Origin of the sequence: Enterobacter sp. BNK-13 (assembly GCF_048685015.1) — a bacterium.
Taxonomy (GTDB): domain Bacteria; phylum Pseudomonadota; class Gammaproteobacteria; order Enterobacterales; family Enterobacteriaceae; genus Enterobacter; species Enterobacter quasiroggenkampii.
This window is the reverse complement of sequence record NZ_JBLQTP010000001.1, coordinates 584,124-597,005: the sequence shown is the minus strand read 5'-3', so window position 1 is coordinate 597,005 and position 12,882 is coordinate 584,124. Positions and strand designations below refer to the sequence as shown.

Annotated in this window: 16 protein-coding genes; 3 read left to right on the top strand and 13 right to left on the bottom strand. The window is 55.9% G+C overall.

The window, feature by feature from the left end; all coding sequences use genetic code 11:
- Nucleotides 1-75: 75 nt before the first annotated feature.
- On the bottom strand, nucleotides 76-981 hold the full coding sequence (mak, locus tag ACMGGQ_RS02780; RefSeq protein WP_235400239.1) for a fructokinase: 906 nt from the start codon (nucleotides 979-981) through the stop codon (nucleotides 76-78).
- Nucleotides 982-1,104: 123 nt separating this feature from the next.
- Between mak and rdgC the strand changes: the two genes are divergently transcribed.
- Nucleotides 1,105-2,019, top strand: coding sequence for a recombination-associated protein RdgC (rdgC, locus tag ACMGGQ_RS02775; protein WP_023310540.1), 915 nt, complete (start codon nucleotides 1,105-1,107; stop codon nucleotides 2,017-2,019).
- Nucleotides 2,020-2,067: 48 nt separating this feature from the next.
- Here rdgC and ppnP read toward each other — a convergent pair whose 3' ends face one another.
- The 5 genes from ppnP to ACMGGQ_RS02750 form a co-directional block, all read right to left on the bottom strand.
- Nucleotides 2,068-2,355 carry a pyrimidine/purine nucleoside phosphorylase gene (gene ppnP / locus ACMGGQ_RS02770; RefSeq protein ID WP_008503270.1) on the bottom strand — a complete coding sequence of 96 codons (288 nt, stop codon included), beginning with the start codon at nucleotides 2,353-2,355 and terminating at the stop codon, nucleotides 2,068-2,070.
- Between the two features lie 71 nt (nucleotides 2,356-2,426).
- Nucleotides 2,427-3,104, bottom strand: coding sequence for an AroM family protein (locus ACMGGQ_RS02765; RefSeq protein WP_045909804.1), 678 nt, complete (start codon nucleotides 3,102-3,104; stop codon nucleotides 2,427-2,429).
- A gap of 237 nt (nucleotides 3,105-3,341) precedes the next feature.
- Nucleotides 3,342-3,533: a protein YaiA gene (gene yaiA, locus ACMGGQ_RS02760; protein WP_023334675.1), complete on the bottom strand. Its 192-nt coding sequence runs from the start codon at nucleotides 3,531-3,533 to the stop codon at nucleotides 3,342-3,344.
- Nucleotides 3,534-3,577: 44 nt separating this feature from the next.
- Complete coding sequence (gene aroL / locus ACMGGQ_RS02755) at nucleotides 3,578-4,102, bottom strand: shikimate kinase AroL (RefSeq protein WP_045909805.1); 525 nt, start codon at nucleotides 4,100-4,102, stop codon at nucleotides 3,578-3,580.
- 144 nt (nucleotides 4,103-4,246) lie between these two features.
- Nucleotides 4,247-4,705: a YaiI/YqxD family protein gene (locus ACMGGQ_RS02750; protein WP_010428006.1), complete on the bottom strand. Its 459-nt coding sequence runs from the start codon at nucleotides 4,703-4,705 to the stop codon at nucleotides 4,247-4,249.
- Between the two features lie 97 nt (nucleotides 4,706-4,802).
- Between ACMGGQ_RS02750 and proC the strand changes: the two genes are divergently transcribed.
- Nucleotides 4,803-5,612, top strand: a complete 810-nt coding sequence (proC, locus tag ACMGGQ_RS02745; protein WP_032656527.1) for a pyrroline-5-carboxylate reductase — start codon at nucleotides 4,803-4,805, stop codon at nucleotides 5,610-5,612.
- A gap of 16 nt (nucleotides 5,613-5,628) precedes the next feature.
- Here proC and adrA read toward each other — a convergent pair whose 3' ends face one another.
- From adrA to ACMGGQ_RS02715, 6 genes are all read right to left on the bottom strand, one after another.
- The gene (adrA, locus tag ACMGGQ_RS02740; RefSeq protein WP_420289559.1) at nucleotides 5,629-6,732 is read right to left on the bottom strand and encodes a diguanylate cyclase AdrA; all 1,104 of its coding nucleotides are present in this window, start codon (nucleotides 6,730-6,732) and stop codon (nucleotides 5,629-5,631) included.
- Between the two features lie 102 nt (nucleotides 6,733-6,834).
- Nucleotides 6,835-7,155 carry a phosphate starvation-inducible protein PsiF gene (gene psiF, locus ACMGGQ_RS02735; RefSeq protein ID WP_008503278.1) on the bottom strand — a complete coding sequence of 107 codons (321 nt, stop codon included), beginning with the start codon at nucleotides 7,153-7,155 and terminating at the stop codon, nucleotides 6,835-6,837.
- 90 nt (nucleotides 7,156-7,245) lie between these two features.
- Nucleotides 7,246-8,661: an alkaline phosphatase gene (gene phoA / locus ACMGGQ_RS02730; protein WP_420289558.1), complete on the bottom strand. Its 1,416-nt coding sequence runs from the start codon at nucleotides 8,659-8,661 to the stop codon at nucleotides 7,246-7,248.
- Nucleotides 8,662-8,760: 99 nt separating this feature from the next.
- Nucleotides 8,761-9,021, bottom strand: a complete 261-nt coding sequence (iraP, locus tag ACMGGQ_RS02725) for an anti-adapter protein IraP (RefSeq protein WP_023293178.1) — start codon at nucleotides 9,019-9,021, stop codon at nucleotides 8,761-8,763.
- Between the two features lie 209 nt (nucleotides 9,022-9,230).
- Nucleotides 9,231-10,445, bottom strand: a complete 1,215-nt coding sequence (locus ACMGGQ_RS02720) for a multidrug efflux MFS transporter (protein WP_048030063.1) — start codon at nucleotides 10,443-10,445, stop codon at nucleotides 9,231-9,233.
- Between the two features lie 168 nt (nucleotides 10,446-10,613).
- A complete protein-coding gene (locus ACMGGQ_RS02715; RefSeq protein ID WP_420289557.1) occupies nucleotides 10,614-11,297 on the bottom strand; it encodes an extensin family protein in 684 nt (227 codons plus the stop codon).
- A 103-nt stretch (nucleotides 11,298-11,400) separates the two neighbouring features.
- On the opposite strand from ACMGGQ_RS02715, the gene ddlA reads away from it, so the two are divergent.
- Nucleotides 11,401-12,501: a D-alanine--D-alanine ligase gene (ddlA, locus tag ACMGGQ_RS02710; protein WP_032674239.1), complete on the top strand. Its 1,101-nt coding sequence runs from the start codon at nucleotides 11,401-11,403 to the stop codon at nucleotides 12,499-12,501.
- Here ddlA and ACMGGQ_RS02705 read toward each other — a convergent pair.
- Nucleotides 12,498-12,734: a DUF2754 domain-containing protein gene (locus tag ACMGGQ_RS02705; protein ID WP_023334666.1), complete on the bottom strand. Its 237-nt coding sequence runs from the start codon at nucleotides 12,732-12,734 to the stop codon at nucleotides 12,498-12,500. The genes ddlA and ACMGGQ_RS02705 overlap by 4 nt on opposite strands.
- Nucleotides 12,735-12,882 lie beyond the last annotated feature (148 nt).

The following is a 12,882-nucleotide window of genomic DNA, read 5'->3' as shown; positions in this document are numbered from 1 at the left end:
GCCCTCACCCTGGCCCTCTCCCACAGGGAGAGGGTACAAACATTAAAAACGGCAACGCAAGTTGCCGTTTTGCGTTTATTCGGGCCACAGCCACGCCGCGCCGCGCACGCCGCTGGAGTCCCCGTGCAGCGCTTTGCGGATCGGGGTTTCACACTCGCCGCCGAAGACCCACTGCTTCACCAGGTTCGGCACCGTGGCGTACAGCCGATCGACGTTGCTCATACCGCCGCCGAGCACTATCACGTCAGGATCGAGAATATTCACCACGTGGGCCAGCGATTTCGCCAGCCGCATTTCGTAGCGGCTAAGCGCCAGCTCCGCCACCGGGTCCTGCGCTTCGACCAGACGCATGATCTCGTTACCCTTGAGCGGCTGGCCGCTCAGGCGATGGTAGTCGGTCGCAAAACCGGTACCGGAGATAAACGTCTCAATACAGCCCTGTTTTCCGCAGTAGCACGGGACTTCAGTGCGGTATTTGAGTTCGTCTTCATCCATCCACGGCAGCGGGTTGTGTCCCCACTCGCCCGCCGTGCCGTTACCGCCGATATGGGCACGCCCGCCTAACGCCACGCCCGCGCCACAACCGGTACCGATGATCACCGCAAACACGGTCTGGGCACCGGCCGCCGCACCGTCGATGGCCTCAGAGACGGCGAGGCAGTTGGCATCGTTGGCCAGGCGCACTTCCCGGTTCAGGCGCGCGCTTAAATCTTTATCAAACGGCTGACCGTTGAGCCAGGTGGAGTTCGCATTTTTAACCACGCCGGTATACGGCGAGATCGACCCTGGGATCCCCATCCCGACGCTGCCGGTTTGTCCTGTGGCCTGCTCGGCCATCTCAACCAGCCTGGCAATGGTCTCGATCGTCTGGTGATAATCATCGCGCGGCGTAGGCAGACGGTGGCGGAACAGCTGTTCCCCCTGCTCGCTCAGTGCGATAACTTCTGTTTTGGTGCCGCCCAAATCAATGCCAATACGCACAAGACTCTCCTCATTATTTTGATTATCAACAGAGTAGAAGCACGCATCCCGATTAGCAATGCAAGCGATGCGACAATTCGTTATCATGCCCGCTGATTTAACGACAAGGCCGTGGAAATTATCATGCTGTGGTTCAAAAATTTGATGGTTTACCGTCTCAGCCGCGACGTTTCGCTGCGTGCAGAAGAGATGGAAAAACAGTTAGCCGCTTATACCTTTTCCCCTTGCGGTAGCCAGGATATGGCAAAAACCGGTTGGGTTCCGCCAATGGGTTCACAAAGCGATGCATTGACCCACGCCAGCAGCACGGGTCAAATCATCGTCTGCGCCCGTAAAGAAGAGAAGATTCTGCCCACGCCAGTGGTTAAGCAGGCGCTCGAGGCGAAAATTTTCAAGCTGGAAGCCGAGCAGGGCCGCAAGCTGAAAAAGACCGAAAAAGATTCGCTGAAAGACGAAGTGCTGCACTCTCTGCTGCCGCGCGCCTTCAGCCGCTTCAGCCAGACCATGATGTGGATCGACACCGTTAACGGGCTGATTATGGTGGACTGCGCCAGCGCCAAGAAAGCAGAAGATACGCTGGCCCTGCTGCGTAAGAGCATCGGCTCGTTACCGGTCGTTCCGCTGGCGCTGGAAACGCCAATTGAGTTAACGCTGACCGAATGGGTACGCAGCGGTGCTGCGGCACAGGGTTTCCAGATCCTTGATGAAGCCGAGCTGAAAGCCCTGCTGGAAGATGGCGGCGTGATCCGCGCGAAGAAGCAGGATCTGGTCAGCGACGAGATCGCCGTACACATTGAAGCGGGTAAAGTGGTCACCAAGCTGGCGCTCGACTGGCAGCAGCGCATCCAGTTCGTGATGTGCGACGATGGTTCAGTGAAGCGTCTGAAGTTCTGCGACGAGCTGCGCGATCAGAACGAAGATATCGACCGGGAAGATTACGCCCAGCGTTTTGACGCGGACTTCATCCTGATGACCGGCGAGCTGGCCGCGTTGATTCAGAATCTGGTGGAAGGTCTCGGCGGCGAAGCGCAGAGATAACGGGTAAAACGTTGGCCGGGTAAGCGTTAGCGCCACCCGGCTAATTTTTTATTTCAGGTAGCGGCACAGATAAGAGGTAGGCTCAGCCACCTGCAAATGAAATTCGCTGTGGCCAGGGACGTTGAAAACTTGCCCGGCAGCGTAAACTTTCCATTCCGTTTCACCCGGCAGCAGGACGTTCAGCGCGCCGCTGACCACCGTCATCTCTTCCGCTTCCGCCGTGCCAAAGGTGTATTCCCCTTCCGCCATTACGCCAACGCTGGCTCGGCCAGTGCTGCTGCTGGTAAAACCAATGGATTTCACTTTACCGGAAAAGTATTCGTTACTCTGAAGCATGAACTGGCCCTTATATTTTTAGATAAAAATTCACTATAGGGGCCATGCTCATCACCTGTCACGCAAAATCATTACATGAGCAGTTCCGAGGCCAGGCGAGCCATCAGAACGTTGGATAACAGCACCGGCACATCCAGCGCTTTTTGCAGCAAATCACGATGATGCTGGTGGAAACCCAGGCAGTCCAGAATCAGGACATCGGCCCCTCTTTCCAGCAGTTCCTTCCCGGCAGCAATGAGTTTGGCCTCACTGTCCCAGAACGGATTGGCCAGCGCGTACAAGGGCACTTTTTCCAGCACGTGCCATTTTGCCTCCTGGTTATCCATGAGCTCCTCAATGGGGACAATCACCCCCACCTGATGACCATCCACGATGGAGGCCACCAGCGGCGGAATGATGCGCATCGGTTCCAGCAGAATCGCATTGCGCGCCATGAGCCCCTTAATGGGGGCCGTGCTCATCAGCAAAATAACGTCATAACCTTGATTATCGAGCACTTCTATTACGCCCTGCAGCGAGCGCTCGATTTTCTGGCGTGAAACATGCGCCAGTTTACCGTCACTTAATAACGTCGCCAGGGGATCCTCCCCCGCCTCGACAGCGTAGTCCTCCATGACCTCTTCCCGACTCATCTTCCCCAGCAGGCTCAGATGCGTTATCTGTTGTTCAGATACATGCTCGGTTAAGAGCGGTAACACTTCGCTTACAGGGACCACACCAATGGTGAGGATCGCCAACGTTGCCTTCATCTTTGTCGCCTTCCATTACTCCAACATCGTGCACACAGGTACAGGCTCACTACGCTGCACAGTTCATTTTTTCAACAAAACAGCACCAAGCGTAGCAGGTGATCCCGACATCGAAATGTAAAGATCGCCTGCCGATACCAGAGTTACTTGTAATAACTAAATATTAACTCCTGCTTAACTTTCACGATGAGTAAAAAGTGTGATTCAGGCACGATCCTGGAGCGTTTAGGAAAACATTCAGGTTATGTCGGGATCTTCGTAGCGCCGTTTCGCATCCAGCGCTTCCTGTTCAGTCTCGTGTTCACTGATCAGCGAGTCCGGTTTTGGGTGATCGGCACGCAGTTGATACCAGGTCACGGTATGACCCGTATGGCCTTTTTCAACGGTAACAATGCGCGCTTCACGCGGATAGGGAGGTCTGGTTGGCATAGCTCATCCTTTTTTTATGTCTGAGCTATAAGTATAGACGCCGCTTAGCTGGCACAAGCCAAACGCAGGGCGGTAATAATCTGAATCACAACGTCTTCGGGAGAGGCTGACGCATCCACCACGTGGTGAGCCGCTTCGCGGTATAACGCATCACGTTCCGCCAGCACTTCACTCACCTCTTCGTTCAGCGGCCTGGAGGTTAGCGCAGGGCGTTGCCCCTCTTCCGGAAAGGCTTCCAGGCGCCCAACCAGGGCCGACACCGGCGCGCTGAGGTAAATCACAATTCCCTTTTCGCGCATAAACTGACGATTACACTCCGCCAGAACAATGCCCCCCCCGGTCGCAATCACCGCAGACGGGGTGGTGACCGCTTTCAGCGTGGCCGTTTCGCGCGCGCGAAAGCTTTCCCATCCCTCTTGTTCAACAATCTCAGCGATGGTTTTTCCAGCCTCGGTTTGCAGCCAGTGGTCGGTATCCACAAACTGGCGATGACACACGCGTGCCAGCTCCAGGCCAACGGTGGTTTTCCCACAGCCGCGGGGGCCAACTAAAAAGATGGGTTGGGTCATAGCCAGGTGTTCCCCTTGATGCCGGATGGCTGAAGAGTGTAAAGAAATAATTGCAGAAGATGTTGCGATTACTTTACTGCAAAGCGGTACGGGATGACAACCCTGTGGAGGCCACACTGTACCACAAATTGACAATAATTATCATTACGCTGTGCGGCGCTTCACTTCCAGCAGCCATTTATCCAGTTCGGCAGCAAACTGCTGGCGATCGCGCTGTGACAGGCTATCCGGTCCACCGGTCTGCACGCCGCTGGCCCGCATCGTATCCATAAAATCGCGCATAGTGAGCTTCTCGCGAATGGTCGACGGCGAGTATCGCTCTCCGCGCGGATTGAGCGCCGCCGCCCCTTTCTCCAGCACTTCGGCAGCCAGCGGAATATCCGCCGTGATCACCAGATCCTCCGCGCTGCACAGGCGGACAATTTCGTTATCCGCTACGTCAAACCCGGCCGGTACGCGTAAAGAGCGGATGAAGCGCGAAGGCGGTACGCGAATATTCTGGTTCGCCACTAGCGTCAGCGGCATCTGAACGCGCTCGGCGGCACGAAATAAAATCTCTTTAATCACATTCGGACACGCGTCCGCATCAACCCAAATCGCCATATTGTCTCCCCTTAATAACTCTGCCGACTATTGTCGCCTGCATTTCGTTGTTAAGCTATCAATCAGAGAAAACAACGCATAATGACGGAGAATCGTGATGGACAAGAAAATCGGGTTTATCGGCTGCGGTAACATGGGCAAAGCCATCCTGGGCGGTTTGATCGCCAGCGGGCAGGTGCTGCCGGGTCAGATTTGGGTCTATACCCCGTCACCGGACAAGGTCGCCGCGTTGCGCGATCAGTACGGGATCAACGCCGCCGAAAGCGCGCAGGAAGTGGCCCAGGTTGCCGATATCGTCTTTGGCGCCGTCAAGCCGAACATCATGATCAAAGTGCTGAGCGACATCACCTCCAGCCTGAATAAAGAGACGCTGGTGGTGTCGATTGCCGCGGGCGTCACGCTCGATCAGCTGGCGCGCGCGCTCGGCCACGACCGCAAAATCGTCCGTGCGATGCCAAACACCCCTTCACTGGTCAACGCCGGCATGACATCCGTCACGCCTAACGCCCTGGTGACCTCAGAAGACGTGGCGGATGTACTGAACATTTTCCGCTGCTTCGGTGAAGCAGAAGTGATTGCCGAATCGATGATCCATCCGGTAGTCGGCGTCAGTGGTTCTGCGCCTGCGTATGTCTTCATGTTTTTAGAAGCGATGGCCGATGCCGCCGTGCTTGGCGGAATGCCGCGCGCCCAGGCGTATAAGTTCGCCGCGCAGGCCGTCATGGGCTCCGCCAAAATGGTGCTGGAGACCGGCAAACACCCGGGTGAGTTGAAAGATATGGTCTGCTCCCCTGGGGGTACCACCATCGAAGCAGTGCGGGTGCTGGAAGAGCGCGGATTCCGCTCGGCCGTCATTGAGGCCATGACAAAATGCATGGAAAAATCAGAGAAGCTGAGTAAATCCTGATCGTTTCAGTCGGGCGTCAGGCGGCCACTTCGGTGCGGCTGCGCCCGGCATTTTTCGCTCTGTACAGCGCCATGTCAGCCGCCTTTAACCATTCCCGATAATGTCCAAATTGCGGTCCCCAGGGGGCAACGCCTACGCTGATGCGCAGCGCCTCTTTTGGCGCGCACGGTAGCGACAGCGTTTCCAGCCGCTCATGCACCCGGGACATCACGGCGATCGCGCTTTCCGCCGCGGTCTGCGACATAATCACCGCAAACTCATCCCCGCCAAACCGGCCGATGGCATCACCTGACCGCACCGACATCTGAAGCTGGCGCGTGATGGCAATGATCGCCTCATCCCCCACGGCGTGCCCCCAGGTATCGTTGATATTTTTAAAGTGGTCGATATCAATCAGCAAAATCGTGGCGGTGCAGTGGTCACGGCGGCAATGCTCAAATTCATTTCGCAGCAGCATTTCCCAGTGGCGTCGATTAAAGACCCCGGTCATGCCGTCGCGGGTGCTCATCATTTCCAGCCGCTGCTTGTGCTCAGCAAGCCTGACGGCGGTGCGGTGGCTGAGCCAGGCAAACAGCATGGGATAAAGCACCAGCACCGGCAGCGTTAAGCCCCACTCCACCGGGTCGGGGTTAAAGACGGTCACGCGGCCGACAAGCGGCAGCGTCACCAGCGCGGAGAGCAGGGTCAACAGGATCCCCGGAATAAACAGACGACAGCCCCCGGAGCCCATCATATTCATCCCTACCATCATCACCAGCGCCGCCGTGGGTAACGCGCTCATCCCCATCACGCCGATCCAGAGCCCGGCAATGATGGCATCGATCTTAAGATTGAATACTTCCTGCTGATGAGGTGACGCGGCCCGGCAGGATAACTGCCAGGCGAAATGGGGCCAGACGAACGCCCAACCGACCAGTAAAAGCCACCAGCCGCCGGGTAAAAAATGGGTGACCAGCATTCCTGCAACCGGGAAAAACATCGCTGCCAGCCCCACGGCGCGCGCCAGCCGAACCCGCCGGGCAAACTGAATGCCGGCGCGGTGAGGGTCATCCTGAGAAAGGGTTAAATTCCACTCTTCCCGAATGCGCTTTTTGTTGTAATACGTTTCATCATTCATCATTTTTGGGAATATTCTGAAACATTTTCCCAAATTATAGAGAGGGGGTCTGCGGGGAAAGTATGAAATTTCGGGTGAGCCGCCGGAGCCGCTCACCCGTTCGAACTACACTTTTTTCTTCAGGCAGGCACTCATGAACTTGCTGCGGTCATCCCCTTTCAGAGACTGTTCGGTGGCCTTAGCATTACACTCGCGCATCTTTTGCTGCTGAGGCGTCAGGCTTTTTTCAGCTGGCTTCGAGGCGCCGTTTTTGAGGCAGTCGCTCATGTAGGTCTTGCGAGCATCGCCCTTCAGACTCTGAGACGTCGCCTGTTGATTACAGGTGGTCATACGCTGCTGCTGCGGCGTTAACGTTTTCTCTTCCGCGTTCGCCGAGGCGACCAGGAACAGGCCGGAGAGCAGAGTAACCAGTAATGTTGTTTTCATTGCACCATCCTTTTGTGAACATTCCCTGTAAGTCTGGTTCGTGACAGGAAAAAAACCACCCGGCAGATGTGATTTCCGCCGGGATTTTTATCATTTCAGACCCAGCGCCGCCTTCATGGTGTAGAACAGATCCGTTTGATCCGTCAGGCCTACCACGTTTGCCGCGTGCGGGCCGTAGGCGGCAATGCGCAGCTGGGTGCCCGTGTGCTCCATGGACTCTTCTTCAGAGTTACCGTAGCTCATCGCCATGACAGCACCATCTTTGGTGTTCAGCGCCTGCGTCAGGCCAGGGGCTTTGGTATCTGGCGGAATGATCTGGCTGGCGTGCGCGTGGTCCGCGGTGACGATCACCAGGGTGTTACCGTCTTTTTTCGCGAACGCGAGCGCCTTCTGCACCGCTTCGTCCAGATCGACGGTTTCGCCAATCTGACCGCACGGATTCGCCGCATGATCCTGCTTATCGATTGACGCGCCTTCTACCTGCAGGAAGAACCCTTTTTCGCTCTTGCTCAGCAGAGAGATCGCTTTATCGGTCATCGCCGCCAGCGTTGGTACGCTGTCCGTGCGTTTCGGGTTTGGCGTACAGGTCACCGCAGGTTTATCGATATTGCCGTGATACGAGGCTTTTGGACCTTCCCAGCGCACGGGCATGTTGCCGTCGGAGAACAGCCCCAGCAGCGGCTTGTCCTGGTTCGCCTCGCTTATCGCCGCCAGAGCATTTGCGTCACTCACCAACTGATAGCCGCGAGCCTGCGCCTGCTCGCGCAGCGTTTTGCCCTGCCATTCGCCCGCCGTCGCGGTTTCCGCGAAGGTTTTCGCGCCGCCGCCCAGCGTCACGTCAGGGCGTGCGTTCAGCAGTTGTTCCGTAATCGAGCCTTTCCCGCCTTTTTCCAGCGCATTTGTAGGGCATTTTTCGCTGGTCACTGACGGGCCGTAGCACTTACGCGAGGTGACGTGTGCAACCAGCGCCGCAGGCGTCGCATCCTGAAGTTCAGCGGTGGAGACGTTGCCGGTCGCCAGGCCCGCCGCTTTTGCCATCTCCAGAAGGGTTTGATGATCGTGTTCGTGAATATCCACGCCCAGCGCACCATTATAGGTTTTCACGCCGGTGGACCACGCCGTGGCAGAGGCCGCGGAATCCGTTACGTAATCCGGTTTACCGGTTTTTTTATCCAGCGCGTAGTGGGTATATTGTCCGGTCAGCGGTAAGGCATCGATACCTTTAAAAAAGCCGCCCGCTCCCTCGGCATAATTTCGCGCCGCCGTGATTTCGGAATCGCCCATTCCATCGCCAATCAGCAGAATAATATTTTTTGCCGGCTTCTCATTCAGCGAAGCGCGAATAGCGGCCGTTTGATCTTCTGATAAACGGCGCGCGCCGCCAGGCTGGGTGATATCCCCTTTTGCCGCACGATTATCCAGCACGCTGGTTTGCGTCGTATCTGCATAAATGGCAGGGGTAATTAACAGGGGAAGTAATGCAATAAAAAGTGCGCTCTGTTTCAATTTATTTTCTCCATGTACAAATACATAAAAATAAAAACAGAGCGACTATAGGCATCCTGCATGACAATTCTATGACACGTCGTTACGTCCTGTGACGGTTTAGCTGCGCGGATGCCTTAACAGCTTCTTTACGTATTGGTGGAGCATCTCCGCATCCTCAACCGGTACCTGCGATTCAGGCCTGACGCTCTCCAGCGCGCCTTCCACGCTCTCAATCAACGCCTGCTGATCGGTTTTCGCCATTTGTCGCAGCAACGCGGTAACCACAATCTCAAGCGCTTCGACCTGAGCCACCAGCTCTTTTGACTCTTCTTCCTTTTGTGCCAGCTTGACCAGCAATTCAGCAATGAGGTTTTTCATCGTGCCAGTTCCTTTTCAGTTTTGTCTGACGTTATCACTCTGAATCCCTATTGCAAAGAGAAGAAATTAATTATGGTATGCAAAAGTGACACAGGAACAAAAATAAAGAGGTAGCGCCGTGAGCGAAACGTTTTTCTAAAAAAAGACGCCGCATTTTGTTATATAAAAATGCGGCTACCATAAGAATATATAATACATCTACTAAAGTGTTATCTCGCCGATTTGGCCTCCGCCATTTGTCTGCGGCGTCGCAGCGCAATAGCCAGCTGGATAATATTGATTAAAACAACAATCGCTGTCGCTGCAAATACCCAACGAAAACCGGCCATTGCGGAAACGGATGCGCCAATAAGCGGACCGGCAACATTCCCCAGATACATAAATGACTGGTTATATCCAAAAATTCGCCCCGTCACCTGGTCGCTGGAATATTTGACCAGCAGGGTCTGTACCGCAGGCAACATGGCGCCGTCAGCAAAGCCGAGCAGAAATCGCAATATGCCAAGCTGAAGCGGAGAAGTGACAAACGACATCGCGAAGAAGAGCACCACCGCAAAGATCAGCGTCGCCATCAGGATGCGCGCCGTGCCGATCCTGTCCCCCAGTTTACCCAGACGCGGCGCGGAAATCAGGGCGGATACGCCCGGCACGGCGGCAATCATGCCGCTCAGAAAAGCGATATTCGTGCTCTCCGGCTCCATCGACTTGATAAACAGCGCCAGAATCGGACCGACCGAACCGTTACAGAGCTGGATCACCATGGTGGTCACAAACAGGCTAATCATCAGCCCCGGATAAGGCAGCGAGGCGAAAACGGCCTTGCCGCTGAGGCGTTCAGATTTACTGATAACCGGGCGGCCCCCTTCTTTAATCAGAAAGAGCGTGACCAGAAAACTGACCACCAGCAGGATCGCGGTGATAATAAATACCGCGCGCAGCCCGACGTGGTCCGCCAGAAAGCCCCCCAGCAGCGGCCCGCCGATGACGCCGCTGATCTGTGCCGTGGAGAGCGTACTCAGCGCCCAGCCGCTACGCTCGCGCGGCACCTGAGAGGCGACCAGCGCCATGGCGTTTGGAATATACCCGGACGTCAACCCCATCACCGCCCGCAGGAAAAACAGCTGCCAGACGTTGGTGGCGAAGGCCTGCAGCAGAATGGCAATCGCCATTCCGAGCGAGGCGCGCAGCAGCATCAGTTTACGGCCTTTTCGATCTGCCAGGCTGCCCCACATCGGTGACACAATGGCGGAGACCAGAAACGTGACGCTGAACGTCAGACCGGACCACATGGAAAGCGCTTCATGCGAGGTCACCCCCAGCTGCGACACGTACAGCGGCAGGAACGGTAAAATCTGGCTGATGGCCAGCCCGGTAAAGAAGCAACCGAACCAGACCGAGATAAGATTAACTTTCCAGGATTCCATAACGAAATAGTCTTCATTTTTAGGCGAATTCGCCGACAGATTAGCAAGTTACGCGTGTCAACGTCGCACCAGAGATGCGGCCCGACAGACTTTGGTGTTTTATCTTCCCAGTCATCATATTTGTGAAATAAGTCACAATTCATCCATTTTCTGGCGGAATATTATGCTTTACCGGCAGAGGCCAAAACCGCGCATTCCCAGATGAAAATGGTTAGCATGCGCCGCGTTATACTCCGGTCCCAGGCCGTTCCCGTAGTAGCCACAGCTCGCCGCCAGCATGGCCTTCAGCCAGGGCTGCGTTGTTGTCGCCTTCCAGCCATTCAGCACCGTGACGCGTTCACCGTTCGACAGACGAAAAGCGGCAATATCCAGTGCCTCCGCCGTGGCATGTTCACTGCGGCGCGCGTCAGGGCGGTGATAAATATTGCGGCAGGCAAAGCTGCCAAGGTGGTCGATACGCGCGAGCTCGCTGCCCGTATAGCGTTTTGTCAGCGGCCGGGCCTGCTGGCTGATAAAGAGGGCTGAGCTGAGCGCCAGCGGGCAGCTGGCAAGAAAGCTGCTGTTCAGGCCGACAGGGCCGAAGTCACGCACGCGCACGATGTTGTTAAGGGGACACGCGCCGCCGCTGTCCGCTACCGGCTGGGTGCGGATGAGATCGCGTTGGTTAGCCTGTAACAGCAGGCTCGCGCACGCCTCAGGGGTTAAACGCCGAAGCTTATACTGAGTGATTCGGCCTGGCGGATCGTCAAGCGTCAGCGGCGTGAAAGGGTTGTAGTAAGTCGGCAACCAGCGGTAACCCAGCGTTGCGATGGTCAAAATGATAAATCCGGTCAGCAGCGTTTTTCCTCTCACTCTCCCCCCTCAACATTCCCCAAAACATTATGGCAGAAGGCCGCGAAACACGCCGGGCATCGTGGTATGTTATTGGCTTTTCGTCAGACTGGAAGAGAGTGAGATGGCTAAGCAGCGCGTAGGTATTGTCTTTGGGGGAAAATCAGCGGAGCACGAAGTGTCATTGCAATCGGCTAAAAATATCGTTGATGCGATCGATAAAAGCCGTTTCGACGTGGTGCTGCTGGGCATTGATAAACAGGGCCAGTGGCACGTTAACGATGCCAGCCAGTATCTGCTGAATGCTCACGATCCGGCACACATCGCCCTGAATCCTTCAGAAGTGAGCGTCGCCACCGTACCCGGCGTCGTGAAGGGGCAGCTTATCGACGCCGGCAATGCACAGGCTCTCGCCCAGATCGACGTCGTCTTCCCTATCGTTCACGGTACCCTGGGGGAAGATGGTTCCCTGCAGGGAATGCTGCGCATGGCCAACCTGCCGTTCGTCGGCTCGGATGTCCTCGGCTCTGCCGCCTGCATGGACAAAGACGTGACCAAACGCCTGCTGCGCGATGCCGGGCTGAATATTGCCCCGTTCGTTACGCTCACCCGCGCCAACCGCGACAAACACACCTTCGCGCAAATTAGCGGAGAGCTGGGTCTGCCGCTGTTTGTGAAGCCTGCAAACCAGGGCTCCTCCGTAGGCGTCAGCAAAGTGACCAGCGAAGCTGAGTTCACACAAGCTGTCCGCCTGGCGTTTGAGTTCGACCATAAAGTGGTGGTTGAGCAGGGCATCAAAGGCCGTGAAATTGAGTGCGCCGTGCTGGGCAACGATTTTCCACAGGCGAGCACCTGCGGCGAAGTGGTGTTAAACAGCGACTTCTACTCGTACGACACCAAATACATTGATGATAAAGGCGCGCAGGTTGTCGTGCCTGCGGATCTCGATCCGGCGGTTAACGATAAGATCCGGGCGATCGCCATTCGCGCTTATCAGACGCTCGGTTGCTGCGGCATGGCGCGCGTGGATGTGTTCCTGACGGCGGAAAACGAGGTGGTGATCAATGAAATTAACACGCTGCCGGGGTTCACTAACATCAGCATGTATCCGAAGCTGTGGCAGGCGAGCGGCCTGAGCTACCCGGAATTGATCACCCGCCTGATCGAACTGGCGCTGGAGCGTCACGCCGCCGACAGCGCGCTTAAAAGTTCCGTAAACGGTTAATCGGCGCGCTTCGCCGACTCTGCCTCATCCGCTGTCGTCTCTTCAGGACGACGGCGGATAATCAACCCCGCCAGCCAGAAACTGATAACCCAGGTCACCAGCCCAACGGCATAGGTTTGCCAGCCTTTTGCCTCAAACCCCAGCAGGCCCACGACACCGTTAAGAATAAAGATCAGCCCGATAGCGAAGGCGTAGTAGTGCCAGTCACGGCGTAGTTTGGACGTGAGCTTCATAACAACTCCGGCAGGAAAAAAAGACATCCTCTCACAGTTTTACGACCAGGTCTGTGGCAGATACGGAAATTCTGAAACGCGACGCAGTTTCACTTAAGTTAATAAATTGTGACGTGCTGCAGAAATCAACAATCCAGGAGGATTCCGT